17 protein-coding genes are annotated in these 16,380 nt (G+C 68.2%); 10 read left to right on the top strand and 7 right to left on the bottom strand.

Annotated elements, in window-relative coordinates; all coding sequences use genetic code 11:
* The first annotated feature begins 137 nt into the window (after window positions 1-137).
* Window positions 138-944: an ABC transporter ATP-binding protein gene (locus ABLE92_RS25090; protein ID WP_348807556.1), complete on the top strand. Its 807-nt coding sequence runs from the start codon at window positions 138-140 to the stop codon at window positions 942-944.
* 86 nt (window positions 945-1,030) lie between these two features.
* A complete protein-coding gene (locus tag ABLE92_RS25085) occupies window positions 1,031-1,831 on the top strand; it encodes an NUDIX hydrolase (protein ID WP_348807533.1) in 801 nt (266 codons plus the stop codon).
* A gap of 4 nt (window positions 1,832-1,835) precedes the next feature.
* Here ABLE92_RS25085 and ABLE92_RS25080 read toward each other — a convergent pair whose 3' ends face one another.
* On the bottom strand, window positions 1,836-2,519 hold the full coding sequence (locus ABLE92_RS25080) for an alcohol dehydrogenase (RefSeq protein ID WP_348807532.1): 684 nt from the start codon (window positions 2,517-2,519) through the stop codon (window positions 1,836-1,838).
* A 68-nt stretch (window positions 2,520-2,587) separates the two neighbouring features.
* Window positions 2,588-2,788: a hypothetical protein gene (locus tag ABLE92_RS25075; RefSeq protein WP_348807531.1), complete on the bottom strand. Its 201-nt coding sequence runs from the start codon at window positions 2,786-2,788 to the stop codon at window positions 2,588-2,590.
* Between the two features lie 83 nt (window positions 2,789-2,871).
* On the opposite strand from ABLE92_RS25075, the gene ABLE92_RS25070 reads away from it, so the two are divergent.
* Together ABLE92_RS25070 and ABLE92_RS25065 are read left to right on the top strand one after the other, a co-directional pair.
* Window positions 2,872-3,513 carry a TetR/AcrR family transcriptional regulator C-terminal domain-containing protein gene (locus tag ABLE92_RS25070; protein ID WP_348807530.1) on the top strand — a complete coding sequence of 214 codons (642 nt, stop codon included), beginning with the start codon at window positions 2,872-2,874 and terminating at the stop codon, window positions 3,511-3,513.
* Window positions 3,514-3,574: 61 nt separating this feature from the next.
* On the top strand, window positions 3,575-4,126 hold the full coding sequence (locus ABLE92_RS25065) for a hypothetical protein (RefSeq protein WP_348807529.1): 552 nt from the start codon (window positions 3,575-3,577) through the stop codon (window positions 4,124-4,126).
* Window positions 4,127-4,166: 40 nt separating this feature from the next.
* Here the strand turns inward: ABLE92_RS25065 and ligD are convergent, their stop codons facing one another.
* Window positions 4,167-5,156 (bottom strand): non-homologous end-joining DNA ligase, encoded by a 990-nt coding sequence (gene ligD, locus ABLE92_RS25060; protein WP_348807528.1) that lies wholly within the window; start codon window positions 5,154-5,156, stop codon window positions 4,167-4,169.
* Between the two features lie 9 nt (window positions 5,157-5,165).
* The gene (locus ABLE92_RS25055; RefSeq protein ID WP_348807527.1) at window positions 5,166-5,780 is read right to left on the bottom strand and encodes a TetR/AcrR family transcriptional regulator; all 615 of its coding nucleotides are present in this window, start codon (window positions 5,778-5,780) and stop codon (window positions 5,166-5,168) included.
* A 325-nt stretch (window positions 5,781-6,105) separates the two neighbouring features.
* On the opposite strand from ABLE92_RS25055, the gene ABLE92_RS25050 reads away from it, so the two are divergent.
* From ABLE92_RS25050 to ABLE92_RS25040, 3 genes are read left to right on the top strand one after another with little or no spacing between them, the layout of a single operon-like run.
* Window positions 6,106-6,876: a saccharopine dehydrogenase gene (locus tag ABLE92_RS25050; RefSeq protein ID WP_348807526.1), complete on the top strand. Its 771-nt coding sequence runs from the start codon at window positions 6,106-6,108 to the stop codon at window positions 6,874-6,876.
* A 9-nt stretch (window positions 6,877-6,885) separates the two neighbouring features.
* A complete protein-coding gene (locus ABLE92_RS25045; RefSeq protein WP_348807525.1) occupies window positions 6,886-7,674 on the top strand; it encodes an enoyl-CoA hydratase/isomerase family protein in 789 nt (262 codons plus the stop codon).
* A gap of 46 nt (window positions 7,675-7,720) precedes the next feature.
* Window positions 7,721-8,728 carry a class I SAM-dependent methyltransferase gene (locus ABLE92_RS25040; protein ID WP_348807524.1) on the top strand — a complete coding sequence of 336 codons (1,008 nt, stop codon included), beginning with the start codon at window positions 7,721-7,723 and terminating at the stop codon, window positions 8,726-8,728.
* A gap of 3 nt (window positions 8,729-8,731) precedes the next feature.
* Here the strand turns inward: ABLE92_RS25040 and ABLE92_RS25035 are convergent, their stop codons facing one another.
* Window positions 8,732-9,913, bottom strand: a complete 1,182-nt coding sequence (locus tag ABLE92_RS25035; protein WP_348807523.1) for an alpha/beta hydrolase — start codon at window positions 9,911-9,913, stop codon at window positions 8,732-8,734.
* 125 nt (window positions 9,914-10,038) lie between these two features.
* On the opposite strand from ABLE92_RS25035, the gene ABLE92_RS25030 reads away from it, so the two are divergent.
* The gene (locus tag ABLE92_RS25030; RefSeq protein ID WP_348807522.1) at window positions 10,039-11,259 is read left to right on the top strand and encodes a THUMP-like domain-containing protein; all 1,221 of its coding nucleotides are present in this window, start codon (window positions 10,039-10,041) and stop codon (window positions 11,257-11,259) included.
* Here the strand turns inward: ABLE92_RS25030 and ABLE92_RS25025 are convergent.
* Window positions 11,182-12,606, bottom strand: a complete 1,425-nt coding sequence (locus tag ABLE92_RS25025) for an MFS transporter (protein ID WP_348807521.1) — start codon at window positions 12,604-12,606, stop codon at window positions 11,182-11,184. The genes ABLE92_RS25030 and ABLE92_RS25025 overlap by 78 nt on opposite strands.
* A gap of 53 nt (window positions 12,607-12,659) precedes the next feature.
* Here ABLE92_RS25025 and ABLE92_RS25020 point away from each other — a divergent pair, with 53 nt between their 5' ends.
* Window positions 12,660-13,655, top strand: a complete 996-nt coding sequence (locus ABLE92_RS25020; protein ID WP_348807520.1) for a GlxA family transcriptional regulator — start codon at window positions 12,660-12,662, stop codon at window positions 13,653-13,655.
* A 9-nt stretch (window positions 13,656-13,664) separates the two neighbouring features.
* Here the strand turns inward: ABLE92_RS25020 and ABLE92_RS25015 are convergent, their stop codons facing one another.
* Complete coding sequence (locus ABLE92_RS25015) at window positions 13,665-14,996, bottom strand: outer membrane protein assembly factor BamB family protein (RefSeq protein ID WP_348807519.1); 1,332 nt, start codon at window positions 14,994-14,996, stop codon at window positions 13,665-13,667.
* Between the two features lie 164 nt (window positions 14,997-15,160).
* Between ABLE92_RS25015 and ABLE92_RS25010 the strand changes: the two genes are divergently transcribed.
* A complete protein-coding gene (locus ABLE92_RS25010) occupies window positions 15,161-15,913 on the top strand; it encodes an acyltransferase (RefSeq protein WP_348807518.1) in 753 nt (250 codons plus the stop codon).
* Window positions 15,914-16,380: the final 467 nt, after the last annotated feature.

Raw genomic sequence — 16,380 nt, 5'->3', positions numbered from 1 at the left:
CGGCAGTGGACGTTTGGCCGGGGGATTCGCCGGCCATCCTCCCCGGGTGTTTGTCACGCGACGGCGGCCCCCGGTAGGGCACGATAGGAACCGTGAACGCCAGTGAGCCGCAAGAGCCGACCACCGACCCCGATCTGATGATCGATTTCCGCGACGTCGCGGTCGTGCGCGAGGGAAACACGCTGGTCGGACCGGTCAGCTGGCAGGTCGAACTCGACGAACGATGGGTGGTGCTCGGTCCCAACGGCGCGGGCAAGACCACGCTGATGCGCATGGCCAACGCCGAACTGTTCCCGTCGTCGGGGGTCGCGTTCGTCCTCGGTGAGTTGCTCGGCAAGGTCGAGGTGCGCGAGCTCTCGACGCGCATCGGTGTCGCCAGCCCGGCCCTGGCCGACCGCATCCCCGACGACGAGATCGTCGCCGACGTGGTGATCTCCGCCGGATACTCGGTGATCGGCCGATGGCGGGAGGAATACGACGACGTCGACCGTGCGCAGGCACTGGAATCCCTGGAGTCGATGGGTGCCGAGCACCTCGCCGACCGTGCCTTCGGCACACTGTCGGAGGGGGAGCGCAAACGTGTCCTCATCGCGCGGGCCTTGATGACCGACCCGGAGTTGCTGCTCCTCGACGAACCCGCCGCGGGCCTCGACCTCGGCGGACGCGAGGAACTCGTGGAGCGACTCTCCGCCCTGGCGGCCGACCCCGATTCGCCTGCCATCGTGCTGATCACCCACCACGTCGAGGAGATCCCCGCCGGATTCACCCATGCGATGCTCCTCTCGGAGGGGGAGGTCGTCGCCCAAGGGCTCCTGAACAAGGTGCTCACGAGTCGGAACCTGACCAAGGCCTTCCGCCAGCAGATCAGTCTGTCGCGCGTCGACGGGCGGTTCTTCGCTCGGCGCAACCGCCGGGCGGGTTCCCATCGTCGTTCGGCAGGCTAACCCAGTCGGTGGCGCCGGGGCGCGCGTCGATAGGGTCGATCGGGTGAGCCCGAGCACACGCTCGGGTGACCGGTAGGAGGCCCGCCATGACAGATACGCCCGCCCCGCTTCGTGACGCCGCGACCGTCGTTCTCGTCCGCGACAGCGATCACGGCATCGAGGTGTTCCTGCAACGTCGCGTCAAGCAGATGGCCTTTGCCGGTGGTATGACGGTGTTCCCCGGCGGTGGCGTCGATCCCCGGGACAGCGACGCCGATCTCTCCTGGACCGGACCGGATGCCGATTGGTGGTCGGAAATCCTCTCCACCACAACCGAACTCGCGCAGGCCCTGGTGTGTGCGGCGGTGCGTGAGACCTTCGAGGAGTGCGGTGTGCTGCTTGCCTCCACCGCGGACGGCACCTTTCCCGACCCGGCGACGCTGCGCGACGACCGCGGCGCCCTGGTCGACAAATCCCTGTCCTTCGCCGAGTTCCTCCGCCTGCGCGGGTTGACCCTGCGCGCGGATCTCCTTCGGCCGCTGGCGCATTGGATCACACCGGTAAATGAGAAGCGGCGGTATGACACCCGGTTCTTCCTCGCGGCGGTGCCGCCGGGGCAGGAACCCGACGACTCCACCAGTGAGGCCGACATCGCACGCTGGGCGAGCGCGGGGGACGCACTCGAGGCGTGGTCGGCGGGCAAACACTTCCTGCTGCCACCGACGTGGGCGCAGCTGACCGAGGTGGCCAGGTTCGCCACCGTTGCCGAGTTGCTGGCCGCGGAGCGCGTGATCGAGCCGATCGAGCCGAACGTCAGTGCCGGACAGGGTCTTTCCGGTCTCGCCTTCGTCAACTCGGACGACTACTTCGCCGGGCTGGGCACCACGACGCCGAATATCGACCTCTGAGTGCTCAGTCGCCGATCGTGATCACCAGGCGGCCCGGCGCGTCGGCATCCCATGCCCGGCTGACATCGGGTAACGGTGCGGTGCGGATCGCGATCGGCAGTTCTCCGCTCGCGGCGACGTCGAGGATCTTCGGCAGCTCACCGAATAGCAGGGCCGGATCGATGGATCCGCCGCCCGACCCGCGGATCGTCAGTGGCCGAGCGCGCAGGATGGCGGCGTCGAGCTGCAATGATCGTCCCGCCATCGCGCCGATCTGGACGTAGTCGACCGGTGTCCGGCGCGCGGTGAGGCTGTGCGCCCGGAGTGCGCCGAGCGCCACCTCGGCGACCGGCCCCCACAGGTAGTCGAGCACGATGTCGATGCCCTCGGCGAACCTCGCGGCGAGGTGTTCGTCGGCGTCGGCGTCGGCCAACGACACCGTCACCACCCGGGGATCCTCCGCCAGCCGGGCGAGGGCCTCGGCATTGCGACCTGCCGCGATGACCCGCGCGGCACCGAGATGCAGCGCGATCCGGACCGCCAGACAACCCGACGTTCCGGTGGCGCCGAGGACCGCGACGGTTCCGCCGTCGAGTCGCGAGGTGCTCGAGCGCAACGGCATCCACGACGACATCGCGGGGTTGACCACGGCGGCGGCGACCTCGCTGGTCAGTGCGTCCGGGATGGGAACGGCGAATCCGTTCGGCACGATGGTGCGCTCGGCGATGGTGCCGTACGGGTCCGGGCATCCGCCGGTGTAGACGCGCCGGCCGTCGATCAGGCCGATGCCGTCGACCCCGGCGACGAAGGGTAGGTCGTCGCCGGACGGTAGTGCGCGCCGGCCGCCACGGATCGGACGAGGTTGTGGACGCCGGCGGCGAGCATCCGAACCTCGATGACGTCGTCGGTGACCGGCGGCTCCGGGAAGTCCGCGTACCGCGGCGGTGAGGTGACGTCGGAGACGACTGCAGCTTTCATGATTTCTCCTGAACATTGTTCAAAACGGCGTCTGCTAGCATTGTTGAACAATGTTCAGAAGTCAAGGGGAGAGGGGCCGACCCGTGCCACGTGCGCAGCTCACCCGTTCGGCGATCATCGACGCCGCATTCGAGCAGCTCGCCGAGACCGGTCTGGACGCGATCACGGCACGAGCGCTGGCCGCCCGTCTCGGGGTGCGGGCGGGGGCGCTGTACTACCACTTCCGCGACATGGCCGACCTGCAGGACGAGATGGCCTCCCGGGTACTCGCGACCCTGCTGGCCGATCCGGTGCCCGACGGGCCGGCCGACGACTGGCGGGAACTTCTGCGTGCCGGTGGTCACCGGACACGCGAGATCCTGCTGTCGTTCCGGGACGGGGCAAAACTGGTCGCCGGCACGACCCTCGTCGACGACACCGCCCTGCGCGGTCTGGAAGCACCGGTCCGGGTGCTCGTCGCCGCCGGGATGACCCCGCTGGACGCTCAACGCGCCCTGCAATCGGTCAACGCCTACGTCACCGGATTCGTGATCGAGGAACAACATCGTCATCCCGTGGGCGGCGGCGATCGCTTCACCGCCGAGGAACGCCGCGCCCGGCTCGATCCGGACGAGCAGCCGCTGCAGTACGCGCTCAGCGACGAGGTCGTGTCGTTGCCGGCCGAGGCATTCGAGTGGGGTCTGGAAGCGCTGATCGCCGGAATCGGCGTGCGAGTGGGGTTGTAGCGCAGCAGGTTTCTCGGCTGTTGGCCCGCAGATCGTCTGCGCTGATGCCTACGCTGGCCGGATGACCGAGTCGATGCCGTCCGGTGTGACCACACGAGCCGCCGACCTGCGACTGCCGCAGTGGGTGGTGATCTGGTTCGCCATCACCGCGGTCATCCAGACCTACGACGCGTGTTATGTGCTGCTGGGATCGGTCTCGCACAAGGGTGGATCGATGGCGTGGCTGTGGCCGGGGCACGTCTTCTATTCGTCCTTCGATCACCGCTACGCGGGCGCCGACGCGTTCGGCAGCGCCCAGAGCTGGGCCAACCTGCTCGAGGTACTCGTGCTGATCTGGGTGCTGTCGAATCGTCGGCGGTTCTCCGCCGTCGTGGTCGGGCTGATCGTCACGGTCGCCACCTTCTGGAAAACGGTTCTCTACTTTCTCGTGGAGGCGTCCAGTGGTCTGGAGATGACCAGGCAGTCGCTGGAACGGGGCGACATCGTCGGATTCCTCACGGTCGCGGTACTGCCGAATCTGGTCTGGATCGTCGTGCCCGGCGCGGTGATGATCACGCTCGGTCGGCAACTTCTCCGCGTGGGACGCGTGGCGGCGACGCGATCGGCGCCGTGACCACAACCGAAGCCCGCAGCCGAAACCGCAGCCGACGACCTCAGTCGAGGTCGACGACGTCCGGGTCGTCGACCTCGGATGGATGCCCGGCCTCATCGCCGCTGTCGCGCTCGGCCCAGTCGAGCAGGTCATCGATGCGGAAGGCGACGTCATCGATCTCCGCGTGCAGGTCACCGAGCTCGGCGAAGCGAGCGGGCATGGTCGCGATGGTGAAGTCGTCGGGTTCGATGTCGTCGATCTCGGCCCAGGTCACCGGCGCCGACACGGTGCCCCGCGGGTTGCCGCGCACCGAGTACGCGGATGCCATGGTGTGATCGCGGGTGTTCTGGTTGTAGTCGACGAAGACCGCGGCCGGGTCGCGGTCCTTGCGCCACCAGGCGGTCGTCACATCGGTGGGTGCGCGTCGCTCGACCTCCCGGGCGAAGGCGAGCGCGGCCTGGCGCACCTGCTGGAAACCCCACTCCGGCGCGATCCGGACGTAGATGTGCAGGCCGCGTCCGCCGGAGGTCTTCGGGAACCCGCGGATGCCGAGATCGTCGAGGACCTCGTGCACCACGCCCGCCACCCGGCGGATGCGGGCGAAGTCGCAGTCGGGCATCGGGTCGAGATCGATGCGCCACTCGTCGGGTGATTCCGGGTCGGCGCTGCGCGAGTTCCACGGATGGAACTCGACCGTCGACATCTGTACCGCCCAGATGACACTGCCGAGTTCGGTGACGCTCAACTCGTCGGCGGTGCGCCCGTACCGTGGGAACCACAACTGCGTGGTCTGCACCCAGTCGGGTGCCCCGGCGGGAATGCGCTTCTGGTGCACCTTCTTTCCGTCGACGCCCTTCGGGAACCGGTGCAGCATGCAGGGACGCTCGAACAGGGCGCGAACGATGCCGTCGCCCACCGACAGGTAGTAGCGGGCGAGATCGAGCTTCGTCTCGCCTCGCTCGGAGAAGTACACACGATCCGGGCTCGACAGCCGGACCGTGCGGCCGTTCACCTCGAGCATGACGGGTTCGCCGGCCGAGGTCGGGCTCATGGGATCTCCTCACCGAGGTCGGGGAGTGGTCCCTGTGGAGTCTGCCATCGCGGCGGCCGCGGTGGCGGTCGCCATGCCCGTGCACTGGGTGATCAGCATCGCCCGGTGGCGGTCCGGATCGGGATCGGCGGGGATGACATCACGCAACGCACCGAGCGTCCAGTGACTCACCACCAGCGAGATGACCGCGAGCAGGAGACCTTGTGCGTCGGCTTCGGAGACGTCGGGAAGTGCCGACCGGATGCCGCTCCAGTTCCGGGTGCACATCGGTCGACGCGAATCGGGCGACGCCGCGTGGTCGAGTTCGAGGCTTTCCCATGCGAGCAGGCGCGGCAGTTCCGGTCGGCGGCGGCAGCGGTCGTAGAGGCGGCCGGCGAACTCGCCGACCCGCTCGGGGCCGGTGCCGGTGACGTCGATGCCGGTCAGCAGGTCGGTGAGCTCGCGGGTGAGTACCGCCGAGAACAGACCCTGTTTGTCGCCGAAGTAGCGGTAGACGCGCTCCTTGTTGACCCCGGCGTCGCGCCCGATGGCGTCCATGCGCGCGCCGGCGAACCCGGCGCGGGCGAACTGACGTGCCCCGGCGTCGAGGAGTTTGGTGCGGGTCGCTTCGGTGTCCCAGGCCATGGACGATCACCCTACCAATTCTCCAACCGAACGTTTGGAAACGAGGGCGTGCCCGCCTACCATTGATATCCAACTGAACGTTTGGAGATTGGACGGTGGTGGCGATGCGGGCAATGGTTCTCGGTGCGCGAGGAGCGGTGGGATCGGTGATCGTCGGCGAACTCGAGCGCCGCGGACATGACGTCACGCCCGCGGGGCGCCGCGAAGGCGAGGGCGGCCGGGTCGATGTGTCGGCGCGGGACGGAATTGACGTGCTCACCGGCCTCGCCGTCGGCCACGACGTGCTGATCAACGCGTCCGGGGTCGAGGACGAACGACTGCCACGTTGCCGGTGCCGGTGGTCGAGATCTCGGCGACGTCGCGTTACCTCGCCGCGCTGCGCCGCAGCACCGGTCCGCGGGAGACGGTGGTCCTCGGCGCCGGGCTGGCCCCCGGCCTGTCCACCACGTTGGTCGCCGACATGGCGTCCGCACCCGACGACGAGATCGACGTCGGCGTCATGCTGGGCACCGGTGAGCACCACGGGACGGCGGCGGTGGCGTGGACGATCGGATTGATCGGGCAGGACATCTTCGCGTCGCCGGATGGCATGCCGGTCACCAACTTTCGCCAGTCACGAGTACTTCCCGGCTACGGCGGCGAACGTCCGCGACGTCATCTGCGGGCCGACTTTCCCGACCATGTGCTGCTCGGGACCACTGCGCGGCCGGCGGCGGTGCGTTCCCACCTCGCGATGACCGACGCGCTCTCCACTCGCGCGTTGGCGCTCGCGGCACGCCGTCCGCGATTGCGGGCCCTGGTCGGGCGGGCACCACACGTCGGCTCGGATCGGTGGCGGATCACCGTGGTCAACCGTCGAAGGGGGGAGGTTCGTATCGCGAGAGGGCGAGCCCAGTCCGCGGCCACCGGCGTGGCCGCGGTCCTCGCGGCCGAGCGGGCGGTCGAGCTCTCCGATGGCGGATGCCGGGGGCTGGGGGCGGTGACGATGGCGGACCTCACCACGTCGGTGGCGGTGGCCGACAGATTGTGCGAATCGGGACGCCCCACCCGTCTCGTTGGTCAACCCGGAACGCGATCGGCGGGATCGGACCGGTAGCCTTCGACCATGGCTGAGTTCGTCACTCTCGAAACCTCTGAAGAGCATCCCGGCGTGGGCACGATCCTGCTCCATCGCCCACCGATGAATGCGCTGAACCGGCAGGTGCAGTCCGAACTCGCGGCCGCCGCGGCGCAGGCCACCGAACGTGACGACATCAAGGCGGTCATCGTCTACGGCGGCCCCAAGGTGCTCGCGGCCGGTGCGGACATCAAGGAGATGACCGACATGACCTACGCGGAGATGTCCAAGGTCGCCGGGTCTCTGCAGCGTGCGCTGGGTGCGATCTCGGAGATCCCGAAGCCGACCGTCGCCGCGATCACCGGATACGCCCTCGGCGGCGGACTCGAGGTGGCGCTCGGCGCCGATCGTCGGATCGCCGGCGACAACGCCAAACTGGGCGTACCCGAGGTGCTGCTCGGCGTCATCCCCGGCGGCGGCGGCACCCAGCGTCTGGCCCGGCTGGTCGGGCCGTCGAAGGCCAAGGACATGATGTTCACCGGCCGCTTCGTCGGTGCGGCCGAGGCGCTGGAGATCGGGCTGGTCGATGAGGTCGTCGCCCCCGACGAGGTGTACAACGCCGCCCTGAAGTGGGCCGGACAGTTCGCCAACGCCGCGTCGGTGGCCATCGCCGCTGCGAAGAAGGCCGTCGACCAGGGCCTCGGCGTCGACCTGGACACCGGGCTCAAGATCGAAGAACAACTGTTCGCCGCGCTCTTCGCCACCGAGGACCGCGCGATCGGAATGGCGTCGTTCGTGGAGAACGGCCCCGGCAAGGCCACGTTCACCGGTAAGTAAGGCGATGGCCCCCACCGGGGGCGTCGGAGAGAGGAAACGCCAAGCGATGACGACCACCGAGAACGGGACCACCCCCGAGGGCGGCGCGACCGACGATCAGGGAATCGATCCCGCGCCGAATCCGCATGCCACCGCCGAACAGGTGCAGGCCGCGTTGACCGACACCAAACTCGCCCAGGTGCTCTACCACGACTGGGAGGCGGAGACCTACGACGAGAAGTGGTCGATCAGCTTCGACGAACGCTGCATCGATTACGCGCGCGGCCGGTTCGACGCCGTGCAGACCGACGAGGGGCTGCCGTATGGGCGGGCGATGGAACTCGGTTGCGGCACCGGGTTTTTCCTGCTCAATCTGATGCAGTCCGGGGTCGCGACCAAGGGTTCGGTGACCGACCTGTCGCCGGGCATGGTGAAGGTGGCGTTGCGCAACGCGGAGAACCTCGGACTCGACGTCGACGGCCGGGTGGCCGACGCGGAGAAGATCCCCTACGACGACAACACCTTTGACCTCGTCGTCGGACACGCCGTGCTGCATCACATCCCGGATGTGGAGCAGGCGCTGCGCGAGGTGCTGCGGGTCCTCAAGCCGGGTGGTCGGTTCCTGTTCGCCGGCGAGCCGTCGACCATCGGCGACTTCTACGCCCGCTGGATGAGTCGCGCCACCTGGTACCTGACGACCAACATCACCAAACTCGGTCCGCTGCAGTCGTGGCGGCGGCCGCAGGAAGAACTCGACGAATCCTCCCGCGCGGCCGCGCTCGAGGCCGTCGTCGACATCCACACCTTCGATCCCGACGAGCTGGCCGGCATCGCCCGCGCCGCCGGCGCCGAGGGCGTCGACACCGCCACCGAGGAATTCGCCGCCGCGATGCTCGGCTGGCCCGTCCGGACCTTCGAGGCCGCGGTGCCCGCAGGCAAATTGGGTTGGGGCTGGGCCGGATTCGCGTTCGGTTCGTGGAAGCGGCTCACCTGGCTCGACGAGAACGTGCTGCGAAAGATCGTGCCCCCGAAGTTCTTCTACAACGTCGTCGTGACGGGCACCAAGCCGCAGTAGTCGCTACGGCCCGACGATCAGATTCGCCGGGAGATTCGCCACGACCGCGGCCATATTGTATTGGGCCATCGTCGATTTCCCGTCGACGTCGCGGGTATAGCTGGCGTGGGCGGTGCTCCCGACTCGGGTCACGCCGGTCTTGTCGGTGCCGGCATGGGTGGACAGCCGGATGAGGTCGGCGCTCTCGGCGGGGTCGCTGCCGAAGATGCCGAGTTCGGCGATGGTGTCGCCGTCGTTGCGGAGGTAGTAGGCGCGACCGCCGATCAGGTTGAAATCCTGCGGGGTGTAATCGGCATCGTATCCGCGCTCGCCGCCGAGGCCGGGTGAGCCGTAGAAGATGACGTCGCTGATCAGTCCGTGGGTCAGGCGCAGCGCTTCGGCGGTCACGAGTGACCCGTAGGAGTGTCCGAGCGCGACGAGACGCGGACGACGGTCCGAGGCGGCGGCGATGCCGGCATAGAAGCGGGACAGGATCGGGGCGGTGTCGCGTGCCTTGCCCTCGGTGCTGACGTGAAAGGCGCCGCGCGCGGTCGAGATTCGGCCGCCGGGCCCGGTGAGATTCGGGGTGTCGTAGCCGATCCAGGCGATGGCCGCCACGGTCTCCTGTCCGCGCCCGGCCAATCCCAGCTGCCGGGTGGCTTCCTCGCGGAGCAGTCGCGATTCACCACCCATCCCCTGATAGGGCAGATCGCCGGTGAGTGACGGCGAGATCGTCGTGCCGAGCCCGGGGGTGCTGATGGCGATGTGATCGGCGTGATCCGGGTTGCCGATGGCCACGGCGCAGTGGCCGCGTTCACCGCTGTGCATGTCGAAGGAGATCAGCAGTCGCGGATTCTTCTCGTCGGCGCGTCCGAGTTCGTGTTCGATGGCGCCGATGTCGGCGAGTTTCTTGTCGACGTACCACTTGCGGGTGTCGTCACTGGTGAACGTTCCGCCGAAGCGGTTGTCGGCGAGCCGCTTCTCGAGGTCAACGCTCTGCTTCTGGAGGTCGGCACGCATGGTGGGGAGCATCGCGCGGTTGGCGATGTCGCGGTCGGTGGCGAGGATGCCGTCGGAATTGCCGATCCACTCCGGATGATCGGTGCGCAGACGGGCACGCTCGGACTCCGGGAGGCCGACCCACCACTGGGCACGGGTGACTGCCGGACCGTTCAACTCTTCGGGACGGTGATCGCTCGACTTCACGCCGTGAGATTAACGCGAGCGACCGGGCGGATGCCCCGACATGCCGGTGCCGAACAGACCGGATGGACCGATGACGGCGGACCCGGGTGGTACGCCGCGGCGGGGACGCGAGAAGATCAACGGTGATGGGGTACAGGTTCGGACTCGACGATGTGGCATTTCTGCGGTCACGGCATGGCGACAAGGCATTGGAGAACGTCGGTGGCCTGGCCCTGACGCCGGCGTCGATGCTGTCCGACATCGCCGAGGCGCGCAGCCGCTACGCACCCCATGACGCCGCTCTCATCGAGACGGTCCGACTGCGTCGGCGTGCCGTCGGCAAGCTCCGGCACGCCGCCGATCTGCTTCTCACCGACGACGCCCTGCAACAGTCGACCGCATCGGTCGTCGCCGCGCACCGCGCCGCCGAGATCGCCCGGCGTTATCCCGACGCGATCGTGCACGACGTGACCTGTTCGGTCGGCGCTGAACTGATCGAACTCGCCGCCATCGCTGGAATCGGTGGTGTCATCGGCAGCGACCTCGATCGTGTGCGACTCGCGATGGCGCGGCACAACACCGCATTGAATGTGTCGTGCCCTCCGACGCTGCTCGTCGCCGACGCACTGACCCCGACCTCGACCGCCGACGTCGTCCTCGCCGACCCGGCGCGACGCACCGGTGCCGGGCGGGTGTTCTCACCGGACGCGCTCAGCCCTCCGCTGCTGGATGTTCTGATGACCTATGCCGGGCGTCCGCTGGCGGTGAAATGTGCTCCGGGACTGGACTATCAGGTGATGCGGGATCGTTTCGGATTCTCCGGTGAGGTGCAGGTGACCTCGCTCGACTCGTCGGTGCGGGAGGCGTGCCTGTGGTCGGGGCCGGGGATCGGTGTCGGACGGCGGGCCACGGTGATGCGCACCGGTGTCGACGGCGCCGTGTCGGTCTGGGAACTCACCGATGCCGAACCCGACGACATCCCGACCGGTGAACCGGGGGAGTGGATCATCGATCCCGACGGTGCGGTCGTCCGCGCCGGACTGGTGCGGCACTACGCGCACCGACACCGGTTGTGGCAACTGGATCCGCAGATCGCCTACCTCACCGGCGATGCGGTGCCATCCGGTGAGCGCGGGTTCCGCATCATCGAGCGGCTGGGCTCGACAAGTGAGAAGGTCCTGCGCAAGGCGCTCGCCGCCCAGGACTGCGGCACCCTGGAGATCCTGGTGCGCGGCCTCGACGTCGACCCCGACGCACTGCGGAAACGGCTCAAGCTCAAGGGCACCCGGTCACTGTCGTTGGTGCTCACCAGGATCGGCCGTAAGGGAGTGGCCTTCGTCTGTGAGGCCGGGATCCGCGGGATCTGAGCCCGCCGGTGCGGCCCCGGTGACGTCGGTTACGGTGACCTCGGTTTCGGTGACGTCGGTTTCGGCGATGTCGTTGGCGCGGAGCCGGATTCCCGCGCACAGTGCGGCGGCGACGACGCACAGTGCCGCCGCGACGTGAAAGGCGTTGTCGTAGGAGCCCTGCGCATCCCTGATGTAACCGGCGCCGAAAGCGGCGACGGCGGCACCGATCTGATGGGAGGCGAACACCCAGCCGAAGACCACCGGGGTGTCCGCGCCGAAGTAATGCCGACAGATCGCGATCGTCGGTGGGACGGTCGCCACCCAGTCGAGGCCGTAGAAGATGATGAACACCCAGGTGCTCGGTTCGGCGTTGGGCGACAACAGCATCGGGAGCAGCACCAGCGACAGACCGCGGCCGAGATAGTAGATCACCAGCAGGATGCGGGGATCCACCCGATCGGTCAACCATCCCGAGAACACGGTGCCGGCGACGTCGAAGATACCGATCGTCGCCAACAATGATGCGGCGACGGTGGTCGGCATGCCGTGATCGTGCGCCGCCGGGATGAAGTGGGTCCCGATCAGACCGTTCGTCGTCATTCCGCAGATCGCGAAGCTGCCGGCCAGCAGCCAGAAGGCCCGGACGCGCATCCCGCGCACGAGTCCGCTTGCCGCGGAGCCGAATCCGCTGGTGGGCAGAGCGGTTTCGGCGTCGTCCGGACGGGCGCCGTACGCGGTGGTACCGACGTCGGTGGGACGGTCCCGGATGAACAGCACCACCAGCGGAACCACAGCGAGTGCTGCGCCGGTGACCACGATCGACGCCCACCGCCAGCCGTATGCGTCGGTGATGTGGGCGACCACGGGGAGGAAGATCAGCTGACCGGTCGCCGATGCGGCGGTGAGGATTCCGGTGACGAGGCCGCGTTTGGCGACGAACCAGCGGGTGGAGACGGTCGCCACGAAGCCCATCGAGATGGACCCGGTGCCCAGGCCGACGAGGACACCCCACAGCAGGAGCAATTGCCAACTGGCGGTCATGAACACGCCGAGTCCGGTGCCGGCGGCGATCAGCAGGAGCGCGCCGGTCAGGATCGGGCGCACCCCGAATCGGTCCATGAGTGCCGCCGAGAACGGGGCGGTGACACCGAAGAGCACCATGTTGATCGACATGGCGGCGCCGACGGTGGCGTGCGACCAGCCGAACTCCATGTGCAACGGGTCCATCATCACGCTCGGAACGGCCCGGAAGCCGGCCGCGCCGAGGATCGCGATGAAACTGACGGCGGCGACGATCCAGGCCCAGTGCAGGTGCGGTGTCCGCCGGCCGGAGGTCGGCACGGTGGGCGTGGGGGAGTTGGTCACCGATACAGCATCGGGTATCGACGTGCCGGGCCACCACTGGCATGATTGCCAATATGTCGGAAGATCATGCCAAGCGTGTGTCTGTCGCGACTCCGCATGCGGTGGCGGTCCTGCTGCTGCCGCCGGTCGTCGGTTTCGACGCGACGATGCCGTCACTGCTGTTCGGTCAGGCGTGCGCCGACGACGGCAGCCCGCTGTATTCGGTCACGACCGTGTCGCTGTCGCCCGGACCTCTCGACACCACCACCGGCTACGGGATCGTCGCCGCGGCGGGACCCGAGGCGCTCGCCACGGCCGACACCATCGTCGTGCCCGGTACGCGCCTGGCGTCGAGTCGTCGTGACGGCGTCCTCGACCCCGACGTGGCGCGCGCACTCGACGCGCGCAAGCACGACGCCCGACTGGTGTCGATCTGCACCGGTGCCTTCGTCCTCGCCGCGGCCGGCGTCTTCGACGGAAGGCGGGCGACCACGCACTGGCAGTACGCCGACGACTTCCGGCGCCTCTACCCCGAGGTCGACCTCGATGAATCGGTGCTGTTCGTCGACGAGGGTGCGGTGCTGAGCTCCGCGGGTCTCGCCGCCGGAATCGACTTGTGCCTGCACATCATTCGGCGCGATCACGGGGCTGCCGTCGCCAACCGCGTCGCCCGGCACTGTGTGGTCCCGCCCTGGCGTGAGGGTGGTCAGGCTCAGTTCATCGAACGGCACGTACCGGTCGGTGACGGTCCGGGAACGGCGGTGGCGCGGGAGTGGGCGCTCACGCATCTGGCCGAACCCGTCACCGTCGACCGGATGGCTGCGCACGCGCAGATGAGTACGCGGACCTTCATCCGCCGGTTCCGCGACGAGACGGGTTCCGCGCCGGGCGCGTGGCTGCGCGACCGGCGGCTCGACCTCGCCCGGGAGCTGCTCGAGACCACCGACCTGTCCGTCGATGTCATCGCCGAACAGACCGGTATCGGCTCCGCCGACAATCTCCGTCACCACCTCCGCAAGGAACTCGGCATGGCCCCGATCGCCTACCGGCGCACGTTCCGCGGTGCGTGAACCCTCCGCTCAGCCGGGGATGTTGCTCTTCGAGTCGAAGAAGTACACCTCGCCGAGATTGGTGGCGGTGGCGATCTGCCCGGACGCCGACACCGCGATACCGGTGGTGAAGCCGGCCGAATCGGGCAGCGTCAGACTGCGTTCGGTGCTGCCGTCGGCGGTGGACACCTCGGTCAGCGACAGGGTGTCCTTGCCGGGATCGCGCACGACGGTCCACGCGGTCCCCGAATTGGTCAGCGCCGAAAGGCTCACGGTCGCCAGATCGTTGCGCTGCCACACCTTTTCGGCTCTGTCGCCGCGGTCGCGCAGCAGCGTCAACGGGGCGCCGATGACACCGGTCGGGATGATCAATCCATCCGGGGACACCGTCATCGTCGCGAACCCGTAGCCGCCGTTGTCGTAGGTCCAGCGGGTGGTGCCGGTCGCGGCGTCGAGGGCCACGATCTGGCCGAGGCGGCTGAAGGTGTAGACGGTGGAGCCGTCGGCCGACAACGTGGCCGGCCCGATCACCCCGCCGGGCACCTGCGCCTTCCACATCTCCGAGATCGTCCGCTTGCCGTCGACCTCGGCGTAGGAGAACCCACGGATCTCGCTGGCGATCGCGCCGGTGGGCCACACATTCAGGAAGAAGCGCTGATGAGCCATGTCGACCGCGGGGGGAGCGGGAACCGCACACCGCGGACCGTTGGTGACGCAGTCGCCGTATCCGTAAAGCGGGTCGGCCGGATCGGCCTCGGGACGCAGCCGTACCTCGGGTGCGGCGAACTGCGCCGTCTGGGTGTCGATGAGCAGGATCTGGCCCTGTGTCGTCACCATCAGGGCGATGCCCGGGTCGGCGAACTTCGCCGACAACGGCACCCCGACCACCGGCATCCGCCACCGGATCGCACCACCGGCGTTGAACGCCAGGAAGGTGGTCTGTTCCCCGATGTAGGGCTGGTCGTACTGATCGGTGAGCATGGCGTTGCCCGAGACACCCTCACGCATGTTCTTGCAGAAGTTCTTGCGTCCCGAGCGCTGATCGAGCACCAGCAGGTTGCATCCGGTCGCGTTGGAGGTCACCCCGACGTTGCCGGTCGCCGAGATGGTCACCGGCGCGGTCACCGTGCCACCGGTCGGGCGGGTCCAGCTCAACGCCAGATCGTCGGGGACGCTGGGGTAGGCGAAGTTGGAGTTCGCAGCGTTGCCGCCGTAGCTGGACCACCCGATTCCCGGTACCGACCGGACGTCGATGTGGCCGTCGGAGCATGAGGACAGCGCCAGGGCGGCCACCGCCGCGAACACCACGACGAGAGTTGCCGGCATGCGCCGCATACCTCGCGGACGTCGGGCAACCGCCATCGAAGCTCCTTTACCTCTGCTCGCCGGAGCCATCACCGGCGACGCCAACGCTAGAGCCTATCCTGTGGGGCGTCGGCGACCGGTGCCGCGACGCCCCGGACACGGCCCCCGGAGGTGATATCTGGCGAATCCGGTCCACACGCGATGGCCTAGGGTTGCCTGTCATGACCACGATGTGGAACGCCAGCTACCGGTCGAGGTTCCGGGCCGGGCGTCGTCGGGACCCCGAGCAGGTGCGGTTCCTGACGATCGACTCGTTGCGCTGGGTGCTCCGCAATCGGGCCTATACGCCCTGGTATCTGGTGCGCTACTACCGTCTCGCGAAGTTCCGGATGGCCAATCCGCACATCGTGCTGCGCGGGATGCTGTTCCTCGGCCGCAATGTGGAGATCCACGCGACCCCGGAGATGAGCCGGATGGAGATCGGCCGCTGGGTCCACATCGGCGACGGCAACTCCATCCGCTGCCACGAGGGCAGCCTGCGCATCGGCGACAAGACGGTCTTCGGCTGCAACAACGTCGTCAACTCCTACCTCGACCTGGAGATCGGTGGCTCCACCCTGATCGCCGACTGGTGCTACATCTGCGACTTCGACCACCGCATGGACGACATCACCCTGCCCATCAAGGATCAGGGCATCGTCAAGGGGCCGGTGCGCATCGGCCCCGACACCTGGGTCGCCGCCAAGGTGACGGTGCTGCGCAACACCATCGTCGGCCGGGGCTGCGTCCTCGGCTCGCACGCGGTGGTCAAGGGCGTCATCCCTGATTACTCGATCGCCGTCGGTGCGCCGGCCCGCGTCGTCAAGAATCGCAAGGACGCCTGGGCCGCCAACGCCGCCGAACGTGCCGAACTCGAACGCGCTCTCGCCGACATCGAACGCAAGAAGGCACAAGCGGCGCGCGGCGAGGGCTGACCGGCCCCTGCCCTCCCGTTGGCTGAGCCGAGCCGGACCCTCTCGTTGGTGGCCGACCCGCCCGTTGGGTGGAACCGGCCGTGCCATCCGTCGAAGCGACGCGCCCCTCCCGTTGGTGGAGTCGGCCCCACCCTCCCGTTGGTGGCGTCGGCCGCGCTCCTCCCGCCCATCGAACCGACCCGCCCCCTCCCGTTGGTCGAGCCGGTGAGGAGCGCAAGCGACGAGCCGAGTCGAGACCTCCGCAACCCGACAGCGAAACCGAGCCACCGACAACCGAACACGGATCTGCCGACGCTGACAGCGTTCACCCCCAACCGATTCCGCGCCGGCGAAAGTTGTCGGACCCCCTCGCTACACTTGACTCAGTTCAGTTGGAGCGACCGAGCAGAGGAGGTGAACACCATGGCCGACACTATGATTCAGACCAATCAGGTCCCGCAACTGTCGATGACCGCCGACGACGCCAC

The sequence above is a fragment of the Gordonia oleivorans genome (genome assembly GCF_040044975.1).
In the GTDB taxonomy this organism is placed as follows: domain Bacteria; phylum Actinomycetota; class Actinomycetes; order Mycobacteriales; family Mycobacteriaceae; genus Gordonia; species Gordonia oleivorans.
This window is presented reverse-complemented; position numbering and strand designations above follow the sequence as displayed.